The organism is Herbaspirillum sp. FG34 (genome assembly GCF_057809315.1).
The window spans coordinates 49,613-65,364 of sequence record NZ_JBMDJS010000017.1 but is presented as its reverse complement, the minus strand read 5'-3'; the positions used below and the strand labels follow the sequence as shown (position 1 = coordinate 65,364).

10 protein-coding genes, 1 tRNA gene and 1 pseudogene are annotated in these 15,752 nt (G+C 64.2%); 4 read left to right on the top strand and 8 right to left on the bottom strand.

All coding sequences use genetic code 11. From position 1 onward, the window contains the following. Window positions 1-48: 48 nt before the first annotated feature. A complete protein-coding gene (locus ACODSZ_RS18960; protein WP_249777021.1) occupies window positions 49-1,179 on the bottom strand; it encodes a branched-chain amino acid ABC transporter substrate-binding protein in 1,131 nt (376 codons plus the stop codon). Between the two features lie 467 nt (window positions 1,180-1,646). On the opposite strand from ACODSZ_RS18960, the gene ACODSZ_RS18955 reads away from it, so the two are divergent. After that, window positions 1,647-3,353 (top strand): methyl-accepting chemotaxis protein, encoded by a 1,707-nt coding sequence (locus ACODSZ_RS18955; protein ID WP_488928273.1) that lies wholly within the window; start codon window positions 1,647-1,649, stop codon window positions 3,351-3,353. A gap of 141 nt (window positions 3,354-3,494) precedes the next feature. Here the strand turns inward: ACODSZ_RS18955 and ACODSZ_RS18950 are convergent, their stop codons facing one another. Together ACODSZ_RS18950 and ACODSZ_RS18945 are read right to left on the bottom strand one after the other, a co-directional pair. Beyond that, entirely contained in the window at window positions 3,495-4,583 is a 1,089-nt protein-coding gene (locus tag ACODSZ_RS18950) for an ATP-binding protein (protein ID WP_488928272.1), read from the bottom strand. A 23-nt stretch (window positions 4,584-4,606) separates the two neighbouring features. Continuing rightward, entirely contained in the window at window positions 4,607-5,347 is a 741-nt protein-coding gene (locus ACODSZ_RS18945; protein WP_175344391.1) for a response regulator, read from the bottom strand. Between the two features lie 168 nt (window positions 5,348-5,515). On the opposite strand from ACODSZ_RS18945, the pseudogene ACODSZ_RS18940 reads away from it, so the two are divergent. Continuing rightward, a pseudogene (locus ACODSZ_RS18940) lies at window positions 5,516-8,220 on the top strand (efflux RND transporter permease subunit). A 92-nt stretch (window positions 8,221-8,312) separates the two neighbouring features. On the opposite strand, the gene ACODSZ_RS18935 reads toward ACODSZ_RS18940, so the two are convergent. From ACODSZ_RS18935 to ACODSZ_RS18920, 4 genes are all read right to left on the bottom strand, one after another. Next, window positions 8,313-8,389 (bottom strand) — tRNA-Arg (locus ACODSZ_RS18935). An 82-nt stretch (window positions 8,390-8,471) separates the two neighbouring features. Then, entirely contained in the window at window positions 8,472-10,100 is a 1,629-nt protein-coding gene (locus tag ACODSZ_RS18930) for an OpgD/OpgG family glucan biosynthesis protein (RefSeq protein WP_008332077.1), read from the bottom strand. A gap of 162 nt (window positions 10,101-10,262) precedes the next feature. Further along, the gene (locus ACODSZ_RS18925) at window positions 10,263-11,330 is read right to left on the bottom strand and encodes a type II asparaginase (protein WP_008332076.1); all 1,068 of its coding nucleotides are present in this window, start codon (window positions 11,328-11,330) and stop codon (window positions 10,263-10,265) included. A gap of 67 nt (window positions 11,331-11,397) precedes the next feature. Beyond that, window positions 11,398-11,733 carry a hypothetical protein gene (locus ACODSZ_RS18920; protein ID WP_488928271.1) on the bottom strand — a complete coding sequence of 112 codons (336 nt, stop codon included), beginning with the start codon at window positions 11,731-11,733 and terminating at the stop codon, window positions 11,398-11,400. 173 nt (window positions 11,734-11,906) lie between these two features. Between ACODSZ_RS18920 and ACODSZ_RS18915 the strand changes: the two genes are divergently transcribed. Then, entirely contained in the window at window positions 11,907-13,409 is a 1,503-nt protein-coding gene (locus ACODSZ_RS18915) for an AMP nucleosidase (RefSeq protein WP_034351263.1), read from the top strand. Between the two features lie 90 nt (window positions 13,410-13,499). Here ACODSZ_RS18915 and ACODSZ_RS18910 read toward each other — a convergent pair whose 3' ends face one another. Beyond that, complete coding sequence (locus ACODSZ_RS18910; protein WP_175344388.1) at window positions 13,500-14,723, bottom strand: YbfB/YjiJ family MFS transporter; 1,224 nt, start codon at window positions 14,721-14,723, stop codon at window positions 13,500-13,502. Between the two features lie 132 nt (window positions 14,724-14,855). Here ACODSZ_RS18910 and ACODSZ_RS18905 point away from each other — a divergent pair, with 132 nt between their 5' ends. Further along, window positions 14,856-15,725: a LysR substrate-binding domain-containing protein gene (locus ACODSZ_RS18905; protein WP_488928270.1), complete on the top strand. Its 870-nt coding sequence runs from the start codon at window positions 14,856-14,858 to the stop codon at window positions 15,723-15,725. Window positions 15,726-15,752: the final 27 nt, after the last annotated feature.

The following is a 15,752-nucleotide window of genomic DNA, read 5'->3' as shown; positions in this document are numbered from 1 at the left end:
ACAGGCTCGCTCCCCTTGGGAGCGGGCCTTTTACTTTGCAGGTCCCGCTCACTGACATTTCTCGTTGAGCCCCGCCCGGTGTGGAAATACGCTCACCTGGTGCCACTGTCCCTTGTTCTGATACTCATACCGATACAGCCTGAAGCGCGGCGCCGCCTTGGCGCCGCTGGCCGTAAAACTGATCGGCCCGCTCAGGCCCGCATGGCGCATGCCGCGCAAGCTGGCGGCGATCCGTTCGCCATCGGTCGAGTTGTTCTGCAGGATGGCTGCGGCCAGCATGCTGGCGGCGTCATAGGCATAGTAGGAGTAGGGACTGGGCGCCTCCCTGAACCGATTCACATACGCCTGGGTAAAGCGTTTCCAGCGCGGGCAATGTTCGGGCGCCAGTTCATATTCCAATACATACGCCTGTGGCAGGGCGGCCTGGCCGAATGACAGCGTGGATGCGCCGCCCACCAGCAGCATCCGGGCCTGCAGCCCGGCGCGCCGGACCTCCTCCACAAAAGCCGACGCCTGCGGAAACAGTGCCAGGAACACGATCACATCGGCCTGAAACTGGCTGGCGGCCTTGATGGCGGCGTTGAAGTCGGTGCTGCGGCGCCCGACCAGATAGCGGGTGGTCGTCAGTGCAGGATGGTTGACCAGGCGGGTCGTCAGTTCATCGGTAAGTGCATTGCTGTAGGCCGAGTCGTTGTGGATCACGAAGATCCGTTTCCCTTTCAGCGTGTTGACCACCACCTCGGCCATCGTCGCGCCCACGTCGGCGGTACCGCCGACCACCCGGAACGGCATGCGGTGGCCCTGGCTGGTCCACTGGCTGGTGCCGGCCGTAAAGCCGATCTGCGGGACGCGGGCCGCCTCGTAGAGTTCGGCCGCAGCCATGGCCGCATCGCTGCTCCATGGGCCGATGACGCCGGCGACTTTTTCCTTGATGAAGTAACGGGCAACGTTGACCCCGAAATTGGCGGTCCCCTGATCATCCTGGGCCAGCAGGCGGAAACGATAGGAAGATTTCTTCCTGGCCGCCAAGGCATTGGCATCCTCGATGGCCAGCTCAGCCCCATGCCAGGCACTCTGCACAATGGGTTGCGTCAGCCATGCACTCAATCCCAGCGTCACCGGCCTGAGCTCTTCGGCGCCAGCGGGCGCAATCGTCCGCGGCAGCAGGAAGACGAGCAAGGCCGCCCTCCTCACGATGTTTCTCCACATCTCATCCCCCTTGGTCCGGCTGGACCGGTAGCGCCCCGTGTTCTTGTGGTGTTCTTGTCGTGGTTTTGCCTGCCTGCGCAGGTACGAGATCAAAATATACACATCCCTGTGCACTTGAACCATGCGCCAGCACAGCTTCCTTCCACTATTCCCCTCCGCGCCTTCTCTGGCAGGCCGCCCGCCCGGCTTTGTGGCGTCCCGTGGCAGCGGCGTCAATCAGGAAAATCCTTGTTCTTTTCAGGCAAAAAACACCGAGCTCATCATTGAATTTCTCTGAGTCGCCAAATATATTTAAAAAACCGATTTAGGCATTTTATTGTAATTGTTCATCAAATTAATTGATTTAGGTAAATATGCAATAAATCTCGGCAAGATCAATTCGGAACGCTGGTGGCTGCCCCGTTCCGATTGCGCTCACACTTTTCTACGGAGCTTTCATGTACATTTCTCTCATAGGGCGCTTCACCATCCGCCAGATCTTCATCCTGCTCACCGCCGTCATCAGTGCCCTCATGCTGGCCATCGCGCTCGTGGCCATGGCGCTGGAGCGCAGTGACGCCAAGCTCAATGCGGCCAATGAAAGCCGCTACGCATCCTTCCAGCTGGCCACCGAGCTGCGCCAGAGTTCGGACGATCTGACCCGCCTGGCGCGGACCTATGTCGTCACTGGCGATCCCTCCTACGAAAAGCAATACGAAGCGATCCTGGCCATTCGCAACGGCACCCGGCCCCGTCCCGAACACTATGGCCGCATCTATTGGGATTTCGTGGCGGCCGACGGCAAGCCGCCGCGCCCCGACAGTAGCCGTAGCGTGGCCTTGCTGGACCTGATGCGCCAGGCCGGCTTCTCCGAGGCCGAGCTGGCAAAGCTGGCCGAGGCCAAGGCCAATTCGGACGCCCTGGTCAAGACCGAGACCGTGGCCATGAACATGGTCAAGGGCCTCTACGAAGATGCACAGGGCAACTTCACCAGGCGCGCTGAACCCGACCTGGCACAGGCGCGCCAGCTCATGCACGACCATGCCTATCACGTCAACAAGGCCAGGATCATGCGCCCGGTCGACCAGTTCTTTGCCATGCTCGATGCACGCACCCTGGCGCAGGTCGAGCAGGCCCAAGCCCATTCGGCAAGGATGGCCATGATCTTCTACACCCTCATCGGCGTGGCGCTGGTGGTGCTGGCCTGTACGCTCATGCTGGTCTACAAGGCCATCCGGGATCCGCTGGCGCATGCCGCCATGGTGGCGCGTCAGGTGGCGCAGGGCGACCTGACCGCCGAGATCCAGGACAACATCCGGGGCGAGACCGGCGAATTGCTGGACGCGCTGCGCAGCATGCAGGCCGGCCTGCAGACCATCGTCACCGATGTGCGCGACGGCGCCTACCGCATCGACAATTCGGCCACCGAGATCGCTGCCGGCACGCTGGACCTGTCCACCCGCACCGAGCAGCAAGCCAGTTCGCTGGAAGAGACCGCCTCCTCGATGGAAGAGATCACCTCGACCGTCAAGCAAAACGCCGGCAACGCCCGGCTGGCCAGTGAACTGGCCAGCGCCGCCTCAGCGGTGGCACAGCGCGGCGGGGTCGTGGTTTCCCAGGTGGTGGAGACGATGGGGGCCATCAATGCCTCGTCGAGGAAGATCGTCGACATCATCGGCGTGATCGATGGCATCGCCTTCCAGACCAACATCCTGGCCCTGAACGCGGCCGTCGAAGCGGCCCGTGCCGGCGAGCAGGGGCGCGGCTTTGCGGTGGTGGCCAGCGAGGTGCGCAGCCTGGCGCAACGCTCGGCGGCGGCCGCCAAGGAAATCAAGGAACTCATCGACGACTCGGTCAGCAAGGTCGATGCAGGCAGCACCCTGGTCAACCAGGCCGGCAGCACCATGGACGAAGTGGTCAGCAGCGTGCAGCGGGTCAACGAGATCATTGCCGACATCAGTTCGGCCAGCCAGGAGCAGTCTGCCGGCGTGGAGCAGGTGCAGCAGGCGATCAGCCAGATGGATGACGTGACCCAGCAGAATGCCGCCCTGGTGGAGCAGGCATCGGCCGCCGCCGAGTCGATGCAGGGACAGGCGCACAAGCTCAGCGAACTGGTCGGGGCGTTCAAGACCAGGGCGGTCCCAGGCGCGCTGGCGACGTACTAGCGGGGCCGCGCCCGTGCCCACCGGGAGGGGGCTGGAGGGCGATATGAAGCAGCGTTCAGGCGGGTGCCGACAATGCGGGCAGGTCAGGCGCCCGGTCTGCGCGAGGATGAAGCTTCTGGCGATTTTCCGCGACCGCTCGTTTCATCTCGGCCAGCGCAACCGGAAGCAGGCACCGCCCAGGGAGGAGGCCATGCAATCGGCCGTGCCGCCATGTGCGCTGGCAATGGCGCGGACCACCGCCAGTCCCAGCCCGCTGCCTTTGGCGGCGACCTGGTCCTCGCGCGGCCCGCGCTGGAAGGCATCGAAGATGCGCTGCGCATCGGCGGCTGCCAGCCCCGGCCCGCTGTCTTCCACCTGCAGGCAGTGCTGGCCATCCAGATCCGAGGTGGTGATGCGCAGGGGACCAGGGGTGGCATGTTGCAGGGCGTTTTCCAGCAACGCCAGCAGCGCCTGGCGAATGCGCACCGGGTCGCAGAGCGAGGCGTGCGCACGGAGGTCGAGGGTGAGGGTGAAGCCCTTTTCTTGCAGTGCCGACTCGCAGGCCTTGAGTACCGTCATGATTTCCTGGCGCAGATCGCTCTGCTGCAACTGGATGCGCAGGTGACCGTTCTCGGCCAGACCGACGATGCGCAGGTCCTCGATGAGCCGGCCCAGTCCTTCCACCTGCACCAGCAGGCTGGCAAAGAGTGCCGGATCGGGCTGGAACACGCCATCGGCCAGGCCCTGCAGACGACCGCGCAGAATCGTCACCGGGGTGCGCAGCTCGTGCGCGATGGCGGCGTTCCAGAAGATGCGTTCCTGCTGTACCCGCTCCAGGCGTTCGGCCATGGCATTGAAGTCGCTGATGAGTTGCGAGGCTTCATCCAGCGGTTGCCGGTCCGCCGCCGCGCGCGCGGCCAGGTCGCCCTGCGCCACCCGGCGCAGACTGGTGGCCACCGAGTTCAGGGGCGTGAGGATACGGCGCGACAGGCGCATCGCTACCCACACCGCGATGGCCACGCCGATGAGCGTGGTCGCCACGATCCAGCCCCATTCGACCGGCGAGGGCAGCCAGCTATCCGGCGCCGAAGCCGCCGTGGGCAGGAAGATGAACAGAGTCGAATAGAAGGCGTAGGAGCCCAGCAGCACCATGAGCATGATGCTCAGCGCCAGGATGGCGATGGAGCTGATGATCTGGCGCGCCAGGCCCTTGCCGCGCCAGAGCGTCAGGAGATCGATGCCGGGTTTCATGGCTGGCCTCGTTGCGATGTCACTCAACTGCCCTGCTGGAAGCGGTAGCCGACCCCGCGAATGCTCACCGGAATGCCGCCTATGTTCAGGTCTTCCAGTTTCTTGCGCAACTTGCTGACATGGCTGTCCACGGTGCGTTCCAGGGTATCGCCCTCGGGCAGGCAGGTGGCCAGCAGTTCAGCGCGGCTGAACACGCGGCGCGGCGCGCGCGCCAGTTGCGCCAGCAGCTTGAATTCGGTCAGCGTCAGCACCAGCGTGTGGCGCACGCCATCGATCTCGGCCACCACCTCGTGCTGTTCGAAGTCGATCACGAACGGAGGCACCCGCAGGATGCGCCGGTCTTCCCTTTCCTCGCGCGGCAGGCTGCGTCGCAGCACCGCTTCCACGCGCGCCACCACCTCGGCCGGATTGAAGGGCTTGACCACGTAATCATCGGCGCCGATACGCAGGCCCGTGAGCTTGTCCACGTCCTGGTCGAGCGCGGTGAGCAGGATGACCGGCGTGTTGTCGCGCTGCCGGATCTGCGCCAGCACCTGCCAGCCGTTGACCTGCGGCATCTGGATATCCAGCAGCACCAGGTCCGGCTTGAGCGAAAGATGCAGCTCCAGCGCCCGCGCGCCATCGGCGGCATGCACGCTGCGCATGCCGCTGCGGGCCAGGTAGGCCGCCAGGATCTCGGCGATCTCGGGCGCGTCCTCGGCAATGAGCACCAGTGCACCGCTGGCCGGTGCGGCCTCGCCGGCTTTCGCGGGGATTGCCGTCATGCTTGCCTTCTCCATCAAAACTCCATCGTTGTACCGCGCAAACCTCACGCGCATGGCCCAGACTCCGCCTTCGCTCGCGATTGTACTGTCGGGCAGCCCGTGCGGCAAAAAACGCGGGCTGTGCCAGCCACCGACGTGTCTCGCGTGTATCCCCGATGGAGTTTCTGCATGCCTCGCTTCTTTATCGACCGCCCCGTCTTTGCCTGGGTGGTCGCGCTGTTCATCGTGCTCTTCGGCGTGATTGCCATGAGCCGCCTGCCCATTGCCCGCTATCCCTCGGTGGCCCCACCGAGCGTGACGATCAGCGCCACCTACCCGGGGGCTACGCCGCAGACCATGAACGATGGCGTCATCAGCCTGATCGAGCGCGAGCTCTCGGGCGTGAAGAACCTGCTCTATTTCGAATCCTCGGCCGACACCTCGGGCAGTGCCCAGATCACCGTGACCTTCAAGCCGGGTACCGATCCGGAACTGGCCCAGGTCGACGTACAGAACAAGCTCAAGGCCATCGAAGCCCGCCTGCCACAGGCGGTGCGGCAGAACGGCGTGAGCGTGGAGTCGGCGGCCTCGGGCTTTCTGCTCATGGTCAGCCTGACCTCGACGGATGGCCGCTATGATGAAATTCGTCTCAACGATTATCTGGCCCGCAACATCGTCGAAGAACTGCGCCGCGTGGATGGCGTAGGCCGCGTGCAACTGTTCGGTGCCGAACAGGCCATGCGCATCTGGATTGATCCCTTCAAGCTCAATGCCTTCGGCTTGACCGTAACAGATATCAGTACAGCGATCAGCCAGCAGAACGCACAGATCGCTCCCGGACGCCTGGGTGATACGCCAACTGTACCGGGCCAGCAGATCGCCGTTCCCCTGACAGTACAAGGACAGTTGCAGTCACCGGACCAGTTCGCTGCCATCGTACTCAAGGCCAAGCCTGATGGTTCGCGCGTACTGCTGGGCGATGTAGCCCGGGTCGAACTGGGTGCGCAATCCTATGCCTTCTCCAACCGTGAAGACGGCAAGCCTGCGGGCGTGGCCGCCGTACAGCTCTCGCCCGGTGCCAACGCGGTACGAACGGCCGCGGCGATCCAGGCGCGCATGGAAGAACTGCGTCCCGGCCTGCCGCAGGGCATGCAGTTTTCGTTGCCTTACAACACGGCCCCCTTCGTCAAGATCTCGATCCAGAAAGTGGTGCAGACCCTGATCGAGGCCATGGTGCTGGTGTTCCTGGTGATGTACCTGTTCCTGCAGAACGTGCGCTATACCGTCATCCCGGCCATCACGACAAGCGCGGCTTCTTCGGAGCCTTCAACCGTGCCTTTGCACGCCTGACGCGCCGCTACGAATCGCTGCTGGGCCGCGTGATCGCGCGCGGGCTGCGCATGATGCTGCTCTATGGGGCGCTGTCGCTGTTGCTGGTGCTGGGTTTGCGGGCGCTGCCCTCGGCTTTCCTGCCGGAGGAAGATCAGGGCTATTTCATGACCAGCTTCCAACTGCCGGCCGATGCCACCACCGAGCGCACCGCGCGCGCGGTGGATCAGTTCGAACGCTATCTGAAAACGCGCCAGGATATCGGTGCCAACCTGTCAGTGCTGGGTTTCGGTTTCTCCGGTTCCGGTCCCAATGCGGCGATGGCCTTCACCGAACTGAAGGACTGGAAGGAGCGCAAGGGTTCCACCGCAGCGATCGAGGCCCAGCATGCGCAGGCGGCCATGGAGAAGGGCGTGGACGGCATGGTGATGAGCCTGCTGCCACCGGCCATCGAGGAACTGGGCAATTCTTCCGGCTTTGCCATGCGTCTGCAGGATCGTGCCAATCAGGGATATGCCGCGCTCAAGGCGGCCGAGGCGCAACTGCTGGCGCTGGCTGCAAACAGCGACAAGCTCACCGGCGTCTATTCGGATGGCCTGCCTTCGGGCGCCAGCCTGCATCTTGAGGTGGATCGCCAGAAGGCGGCCGCACTCGGGGTGTCGTTCGCCAGCATCAGCGATACGCTCTCGGCGGCGGTGGGTTCTCTTTATGTAAATGATTTCCCCAATGACGGTCGCATGCAGCAGGTCATCATCCAGGCCCAGGCCCGTTCCCGTATGCAGATCGAGGACGTGATGAAGCTGCATGTGCGCAACCAGAGCGGCGGCATGGTGCCGCTGTCCGAGCTGGTGCAGGCGTCCTGGCAGGTGGTGCCTACGCAATTGCAGCGCTACCAGGGCTTCCCGGCGGTGCGCATTTCCGGCAGTGCCGCAGCGGGCGTGGCCAGTGGCGATGCCATGGCCGAGATGGAGCATCTGGCCCGCCAGTTGCCGCCCGGCTTTGCCGTGGCATGGACCGGGCAGTCGTTGCAGGAACGCCTGTCGGCGGCGCAGGCGCCGATGCTCATGGCCTTGTCGATGCTGGTGGTGTTTCTGGTGCTGGCGGCCTTGTATGAGAGCTGGCGCATTCCCCTGTCGGTCATGCTGGCGGTGCCGCTGGGCCTGGTCGGCGCGGTGGCTGCCGTGATGTTGCGGGAGATGCCCGATGACGTCTTCTTCAAGGTCGGCATGATTACCGTCATCGGGCTATCGGCGAAGAATGCCATCCTGATCGTCGAGTTCGCGCGCCAGCTGCATGTCGAAGGCGCCGGCCTGGTGGAGGCGGCGATCAAGGCGGCGGTGCTACGGCTGCGTCCCATCCTCATGACCTCGCTGGCCTTTGCCCTGGGCGTGGTACCGCTGATGTTGGCCTCCGGCGCCAGCGCCGAGACGCAGCGTGCCATCGGCACGGGCGTCTTCGGCGGCATGATCAGCGCCACGCTGCTGGCGGTGCTGTTCGTGCCCTTGCTGTTCGTGCTGGTGGCGGGGCCGGGGCGCCGCCGTAGCGGCTGCGTGTTTCGTGGATGAGCTGCGGAGCCGGTCTGCGTTGCTCGCTCCGTTTCCGACAGCAGAAAACAAAAAAGGGCCCATCTTGCGATGGACCCTTTTTTTACTACATATGGTGCGGCTGGCAGGAATCGAACCCACGACCCCTTGGTTCGTAGCCAAGTACTCTATCCAGCTGAGCTACAGCCGCGAAAGAACGAGATTATAAGGAGCTTTTCAAAAAAGTACAAACATTTTTTCCTCACCCCGCAAAAAATCTTTTCCGCCGCACTTCAATAGACTTCCCGTGCGGCAAACGGATGGTATTGGAACAACCAGGTTTCACTCAGCGCCTGGCCCTGATGGCGCAGGAACAGGCGCAGTTCGACCGGCTCCTCGCCGCTGGCCGCAAGATCGAACTGCGCGCGCCAGTGGCCGGGCACGCCATTGGGCAGGGCTTCGGTATAGACATAGGAAATGCTGCCGCGCGAGGCCGTGATGACCGCTTCCGGCTTCACCCCAAAGGGCAGGGCAGCCAGCGGCGGGCCCTTGAACTCGACCATGAACTTGCGTACCTGCGGCGGGCGCGGTTGGCCCGGCTGGCCGCCGCGCCCCAGGCGCGTGGCTACGCAGCGCGCCAGCGGGGTCGGGAAGGGTTCGTCGTGCTGCCAGTAGAGACGATAGCGCAGGCGATACGCATCGCCCGCCCGCGCTGGCGCCTTGGGCACCCACATGGCGACGATGTTGTCGTGGATTTCGTCATCGGTGCGCAGCTCGATCAACTGGACTTCGCCCTCGCCCCAGTCGCCCAGGGGTTCCACCCACAGGCTGGGGCGGCGTTCGTAGTGCACGCCGTCGAGGTAATGATCAAAGTCGCGGTCCCGCTGCAGCAGGCCGAAGCCGCGCAGGTGCCGGTCGCTGAAGGCCGATGACACCGTGCGCGGCGGATTGTTGAGCGGTCGCCACAGGTGTTCGCCCGCGCCATTCCAGATCGCCAGTCCGTCCGAGTCATGCACCTCCGGCCGCCAGTCCGCGCCGGTACCCTTCACGGTCTCCGAAAACCAGTACATCGAGGTGGCCGGTGCCAGGCCCAGTCGCGCTACGTCGCGGCGCAGGAACAGGGACTTGTCGATCTCCATGTTCACGCCGCCGCCCTGCTTGCGCTGCATGGCGAAGCGATAGGCGCCGGTGATGCTGGGGCCATCGAGCAGGGCGTACACCACCACCGTATCACTGCCGGCGGTGCCGGGCTCAAAGAAGAATTGCGTGAAGTCGGGAAATTGCTCGGGCCGGTCGGCCTGGGCCACATCGATGGCGATGCCGCGCGCCGACAGACCGTACTGGTACAGATCCCCGATGGCACGGAAATAAGAGGCGCCGAGGAAGGCCACCCAGTCATTGCTGCGCCAGTCCTTGAGCTGCTGGTCGGCCAGGCGACTCTCCTGGAAACGGAAACCGGCAAAGCCGCTGTCGGGCGGCAACTGGTGGGCGGGGCTGTCGGCGGGCATGTCGAAGTAGTCATCGCGGTAAGACACTTCACGGGACTGGACCGGTACAGTGCCATCGCCCTGACCAGCAAGGATGAACATCCGTACCGGTACACGGAAGAACTTGCCGAGATGGAAGAAGGTCACCGGAAACGCGCCGGGCCCCTGGGCGAAGAGCGCATCTGCGGTCTTGAAACGGATCTGGCCATGCGCCTCGTAGTCAATGCGGTCCAGCACCGCAGCCGGTGCGGCGGGCGGGGCCTGATAGGGGGTGCGGGCCATGTCGCGTGCGCGGGCGATGAGCGTGTCGAAGGAAAACGGCTGCGCGCGACCCAGGCGCAAGCCCTGCGCCGCCAGCGCGCGCGGTGAGAGGCCGAGGGCGGCCAGCGCCGAGGCGGCACTGGCGGCGGCGAGGAAATGACGGCGGCTGGGCATGCGGTGTTCTCCTGTGAGGCGCTCGCGGGGAGGGGCGAACTCTACAGAGTCGGTGCGAACCGGCTTGGTTCCGCCCATGAAAAAGCCCGCTGCAGGAGCAGCGGGCTTGAAGGGATACAGGGATACGCATTGCGGCGGGCAGGATCTGCCCGTCCGCGCCGATCAGTATTCCCAGAACATCTTCTGGATTTCCTTGGTGTCGGTGGTCTTGGTCAGGGCCAGCATCAGCAGGATGCGCGCCTTCTGCGGGTTGAGCGTGTCGGAGACCACGAAGTCCAGCTTGTCGTCGTCGGCTTCGCCGTTGCGCGCCACGATGCCCTGGCCGACGCGGCTGGAACGTACGATCACCACGCCCTTCTTGCGGGCTTCGGTCAGCGACGGCACCACGGTGTTGTTCAGGCTGCCGTCACCCACGCCGGCGTGGATGATGCCCTGTGCGCCAGCGGCCACGAAGGCGTTGAGCGCGATCGGATTCATGTTGGCGTAGCCGTAGACGATGTCCACTTGCGGCAGCTTGTCCAGGTTCATGATGTCGAAGGGCGTGTCGACCGTGTTCTTGCGGGTGGACTGGCGATAGAAGTAAGGCTTGCTGCCCTGGATGTAGCCCAGGAAGCCCAGTTCCGGCGTCTTGAAGGTGTCCGTGGTGGAGGTGTTGGTCTTGGTCACTTCACGGCCAGCGTTGATCTGGTCGTTCAGGGTCACCAGCACGCCCTTGCCGACGGCTTCCTTGGAGCCGGCCAGCAGCACGGCGTTGTACAGGTTGATCGGGCCGTCAGCGCTGATGGCGGTGGAGGGACGCATCGCACCCACGATCACCACCGGCTTACGGCTCTTGACCACCAGGTCCAGGAAGTAGGCGGTCTCTTCGATGGTGTCGGTGCCGTGGGTGATGACGATGCCGTCCACGTCACTCTGCGCCAGCAGGGTGTTGACGCGCTTGGCCAGCTTGAGCCAGGCGTCGTTGTTCATGTTCTCGCTGGCGATCTGCATGACCTGCTCGCCGCGCACGTTGGCGACCTTCTTCAGCTCGGGAACGGCGGCGATGAGCGCATCCACGCCGACCTTGGCTGCGGTGTAGCCGACGGTAGTGGTGCTGGTGGCGCCAGTGCCGGCGATGGTGCCGCCGGTGGCCAGGATGACGACGTTGGGGAGTTGTTGTGCTTGCGCGGCAGCGGCTGCGGCCAGGCAGAGCAGGACCAGCATTTGCTGGAAGATTTTTTTGATGAACATGTGTGCCTCTGAACGAGTAGTTGAATTATTTTTTTATTAGTTTTATGGGATGCCCTGCAAAGATGTCTCACGTCTTGCCGCGCGATGTCATCCCCGCAAAAGCGCCGACACGATAGCACCAGCTCGCGTGGCAATCAAAGGTTTTTTTATCGGATGAGAAGGCCGCATGGCTAGCGGCTTTGCGGCAGTGTTTTACGCACATTTGGTGCGTTTTTATGACTTGACAGCAAGCGAAGGAAGAAAATCGACTCGCAACTGACGGCGCGCTGACACCCCTGCCGGGGCGGCGCGGGAAGCAGGCGCGAGGGGCGGCCAGTGCAGAGGAAAAAATAAGTAAATCGCGCGGAAGAAGCTGGACGATATCACCGAATCCGCGAGCGGCAAAGCCGGACAAGCGCGACATTGTCCTGCCTGATCCCGGGATGGGAAGGCCGCATGGAATCCTGCGCTCTCAGGTAAGATGGTGCTGCGCACAAGCAGAACCCATTTCGATGAATGACCGGTCCAACCGGCCGCGCCGCTGCCGCGCATTGGCTTTCAGACCGTTGCGGCGCGCGGCAATGATGGAGAATCATGATGTTTGCCACAGAAAAATTCACCAACCCCGAAGCCGCCTATGCGCGCGTGCTGGCGATCTACGAGCACAACACGGCCATCCTGCGCGATGCCTTCCGCCAGTTTTCCAGCGGCCAGGCAATGCCGCAGCGGGTCCGTGCCTGTTATCCCTTCGTGCGCATCACCACCGAGAAATCCACCCACACCGATACCCGCCAGTCCTTCGGTTTCGTGGCCGGCCCCGGCTGTTACGAGACCACGCTCACGCGCCCCCAGCTGTTTCATCAGTACCTGCTCGCGCAGTTCAAGCTGGTGCTGCAGAACCATGACGTACCGCTGGAAGTGGGCGTAAGCGAGCTGCCGATCCCGGTGCACTTTGCCTTCCCCGAGGGGATCCACGTGGAGGGCAGTCTCGATCCGGAACATCTGCGCACGCTGCCCGACTGGTTCGATCTGCCCGATCTGGCAACCATGGATGACCGCATCGCCAATGGCACCTATGAAGTGGACAACGGCGCCTGGCGCGAAGGACCGCATCCGCTGGCGCTGTTCACCGGTCCGCGCATCGATTACTCGCTGCATCGCCTGCGCCACTATACGGCGACCTCGCCAGATCAGTTCCAGCGCTACGTGCTCTTCACCAACTATGCCTTCTATGTCGATGAATTCGTGCGCCTGGGCCGACGCCTGATGGAGCCGACCGACGATCCGGACGAGCTGGCCTATCGCCGCCAGTACACTGCCTTCGTCGAGCCCGGTAATGTCACCACCTGGAGTGCCAACCAGACCGGTACAGTGACCAGGCCAGTTTCCGGGGTGGCACCGGCACGGCAGCCGCAGATGCCGGCCTATCACCTGCAGCGCGCCGATGGCAGCGGCATCACCCTGGTCAACATCGGCGTGGGTCCGTCCAATGCCAAGACGGTTACCGACCACGTGGCGGTGCTGCGTCCGCATGGCTGGCTGATGCTGGGTCACTGCGCCGGACTGTCGGCTTCGCAGCGCATGGGCGATTACGTGCTGGCCCATGCCTATGTGCGCGATGATCACGTGCTCGATGATGACCTGCCGCTGTGGGTGCCCATCCCCGCCTTGGCCGAAGTGCAGCTGGCCTTGCAGGATGCGGTGGCCAGCATCACGCGGCTGGATGGCTATGAGTTGAAGCGCATCATGCGCACCGGGACGGTGGCTTCGGTCGATGACCGCAACTGGGAGCTGCGCGACCATCGCATGCCGCTGCTGCGCTTCTCGCAGAGCCGCGCCATCGCGCTGGACATGGAAAGCGCCACGGTGGCGGCCAACGGCTTCCGCTTCCGGGTGCCCTATGGCACGCTGCTGTGCGTCTCCGACAAGCCGCTGCATGGCGAAATCAAGTTGCCCGGCATGGCCAATACCTTCTACGAGCAGCGGGTGGCGCAGCACTTGCAGATCGGCATACGGGCACTGGAGCTCTTGCGCAACAACGGCATCGAACAGCTGCATAGCCGCAAGCTGCGCAGTTTTGCGGAGCCGGCGTTCCGCTGATCGCCACGCCGTCGCCAGCGCTTGCGTTACCAGCGACAACGCCCGCGACAGAAGATGTCGCGGGCGTTTTTGCCTGGCGGTACAGGAAGATCAGCGCGGCAGCCGATGCGTGATCGTCAGGCGATAGTAGAGTCCGGCGCCGATCAGCAGGGTCAGCGCCGCCACGCACAGCGAGGGCGTGAAGGAGCCGCTGCCGTGCACCAGGGCCGTAGCCAGCGGCGGACCTGCGATCTGGCCGATGCCATAGGCGGCGGTCATCAGGGCCATCAGGCTGCTGGCCTGCTCGCGGCGCAGGCGGCGTGCCTCGCGCATGCCAAACAGCGTGATGGCCGTGAAGGGCAGGCCCAGCAGCAGGCAGCTCAGCGCAAAGCCGGGTGCGCTGGGGAAGAGGATGGAGACCAGTACCCCTGCGGCCTGCATCAGGTAGGCTCCGGTCAGCAGCAGGCGCTGGTCACCCTGCACCGATAGCCGGGTGGCGCTGAAGGCCCCGGCGGCGACCGACAGCCCGAAGATGGGCCAGAAGTAATCCGGCCACGCCGAGCCCGGCAGCGCCTGGCGCGCGATCACCGGCAGGAAGGTCGCGGTGATGATGTAGCCGAATCCGGCGATGCCGTAGGCAATCACCTGGATCAGCACTTCACGCTTCTGGCTGGGCGATTCGGGTGCCGACGCATGGGCCGCAGGGCCGTCATGGGGATGCACATTGAGACCATGCCCGGCATCGAAGCTGAAGGCCTTCCACACCAGTGCCGTGAGACCCAGCGCGATTACGCCGAAGGCGATCCAGCCACCGGCGGCCAGCCAGCCGGCAGCGATCATCGGGCCCGAGAGCAGGCCGGTCAGTGCAATGCCCAGGCCGGGGCCGCAGAAGATCACGCCGCCCAGTTCGGGGCGGCCCAGTTGCGTGAGCTGTTGCAGGCACCAGCCGGCGGTGTAGACGAACACATAGGCGCTGGCCACGCCCGAGAGAAAACGCATCCACAGCCAGGCCCAGTCCTGATGCAGCACACCCATGCCCAGCGTGAGCAGGATGGTCACCACCAGACCGGCACGCAGCATGGCCACGCCGCGCTTGCTGCGATGGAAGGCACACAGCATGGCACCGGCGAAGTAGCCAAGATAGTTGGCCGTGGCCAGCCAGCCGCCCATCTGCAGCGAAAGACTGCCCTCATGCAGCATCATCGGCAGCAGGGGCGTGAAGGCGAAGCGGCCGATGCCCATCGCCACCGATAGCGCCACCATGCCGGACAGGCAGACTTTCCAGGCCAGCGCATGGAGGGAGGTGGCGGGGCGGGTGGCGGCGGGCTGGGTCATGGGCAGGTGCAAAGACATGGAGGTGAACAGGGGTCTATGCTATCGTCTTTCGGTCATTCCAAAAAATGAATAATCGGGATGACTTCATCTTGATTCAAGAACATCCATCGAGAACCTCGCCCGGAGCATCCCATGGAACTGGCCGAACTGGAAATCTTTCGCACCGTCGTCGCCGAGGGCGGCGTGACCCGTGCCGCCGAGCGGCTCAATCGCGTGCAATCCAATGTCACCACGCGCATCAAGCAGCTGGAAGAGTCCGTCGGGATGCCGCTGTTCGTGCGGGACCGCCGCCGCCTGGTGCTCACGGCGGCCGGGGAAGCATTGCTGGACTACGCCGAACGCATCCTGGACCTGGTGCAGGAGGCGCGCGAGGTGGTAGCGCCCCAGAATCCGCGCGGACGCCTGCGCATCGGTTCCATGGAAAGCACGGCGGCCAGCCGCCTGCCGGCACCCCTGGCCGAGTTTCACCAGCGCTGGCCGGAGGTGCGGCTGGAGCTCTCCACCGGTCCGACCGACGTGCTCATCGCCGGGGTGCGCGCCTGCAAGCTCGATGCCGCGCTGGTGGCCGGGCCCATCGATGATCCGGCCTTCTCGGCCACCCCGCTCTACAAGGAAGAACTGCTGCTGGTGACGCCGCGCAGCCATCGGCGGGTGCGCTCGCCAGAGGATGTGATGCTCGATACCCTCATCGTCTTCGAGCAAGGCTGCGCCTACCGCCGCCATGCCGAAACCTGGTTCGCCAGCCATGGCCGCAGCCGTGACCTGGCACCGGTGCGCACGCTGGAACTGGCGTCCTATCACGCCATTCTGGCCTGCGTGGCGGCAGGCGCCGGGGTGGCCGTGGTGCCGCGCTCGGTGATCGCCATGCAGATGGAGCCGCACGGTTTTGCCACGCATTCGCTGGGCCGCGATGGTCGCGTCACCACTTACCTGGTCAGTCGGCGGGAACGCGGCTCTGCCGCCTTTCTGGCCTTGCGGGCTTTACTTGCGGCAAGTGTTTGATATATTGAATTCATGTCGCATTGGTCT

Excerpts from the sequence above, each read along its gene's own strand:
- ACODSZ_RS18955 (WP_488928273.1), top strand. The coding sequence starts at position 1,647 with ATGTACATTTCTCTCATAGGGCGCTTCACCATCCGCCAGATCTTCATC.
- ACODSZ_RS18950 (WP_488928272.1), bottom strand. The coding sequence starts at position 4,583 with ATGAAACCCGGCATCGATCTCCTGACGCTCTGGCGCGGCAAGGGCCTG.
- ACODSZ_RS18945 (WP_175344391.1), bottom strand. The coding sequence starts at position 5,347 with ATGACGGCAATCCCCGCGAAAGCCGGCGAGGCCGCACCGGCCAGCGGT.
- ACODSZ_RS18930 (WP_008332077.1), bottom strand. The coding sequence starts at position 10,100 with ATGCCCAGCCGCCGTCATTTCCTCGCCGCCGCCAGTGCCGCCTCGGCG.
- ACODSZ_RS18925 (WP_008332076.1), bottom strand. The coding sequence starts at position 11,330 with ATGTTCATCAAAAAAATCTTCCAGCAAATGCTGGTCCTGCTCTGCCTG.
- ACODSZ_RS18920 (WP_488928271.1), bottom strand. The coding sequence starts at position 11,733 with ATGTCGCGCTTGTCCGGCTTTGCCGCTCGCGGATTCGGTGATATCGTC.
- ACODSZ_RS18915 (WP_034351263.1), top strand. The coding sequence starts at position 11,907 with ATGTTTGCCACAGAAAAATTCACCAACCCCGAAGCCGCCTATGCGCGC.
- ACODSZ_RS18910 (WP_175344388.1), bottom strand. The coding sequence starts at position 14,723 with ATGACCCAGCCCGCCGCCACCCGCCCCGCCACCTCCCTCCATGCGCTG.
- ACODSZ_RS18905 (WP_488928270.1), top strand. The coding sequence starts at position 14,856 with ATGGAACTGGCCGAACTGGAAATCTTTCGCACCGTCGTCGCCGAGGGC.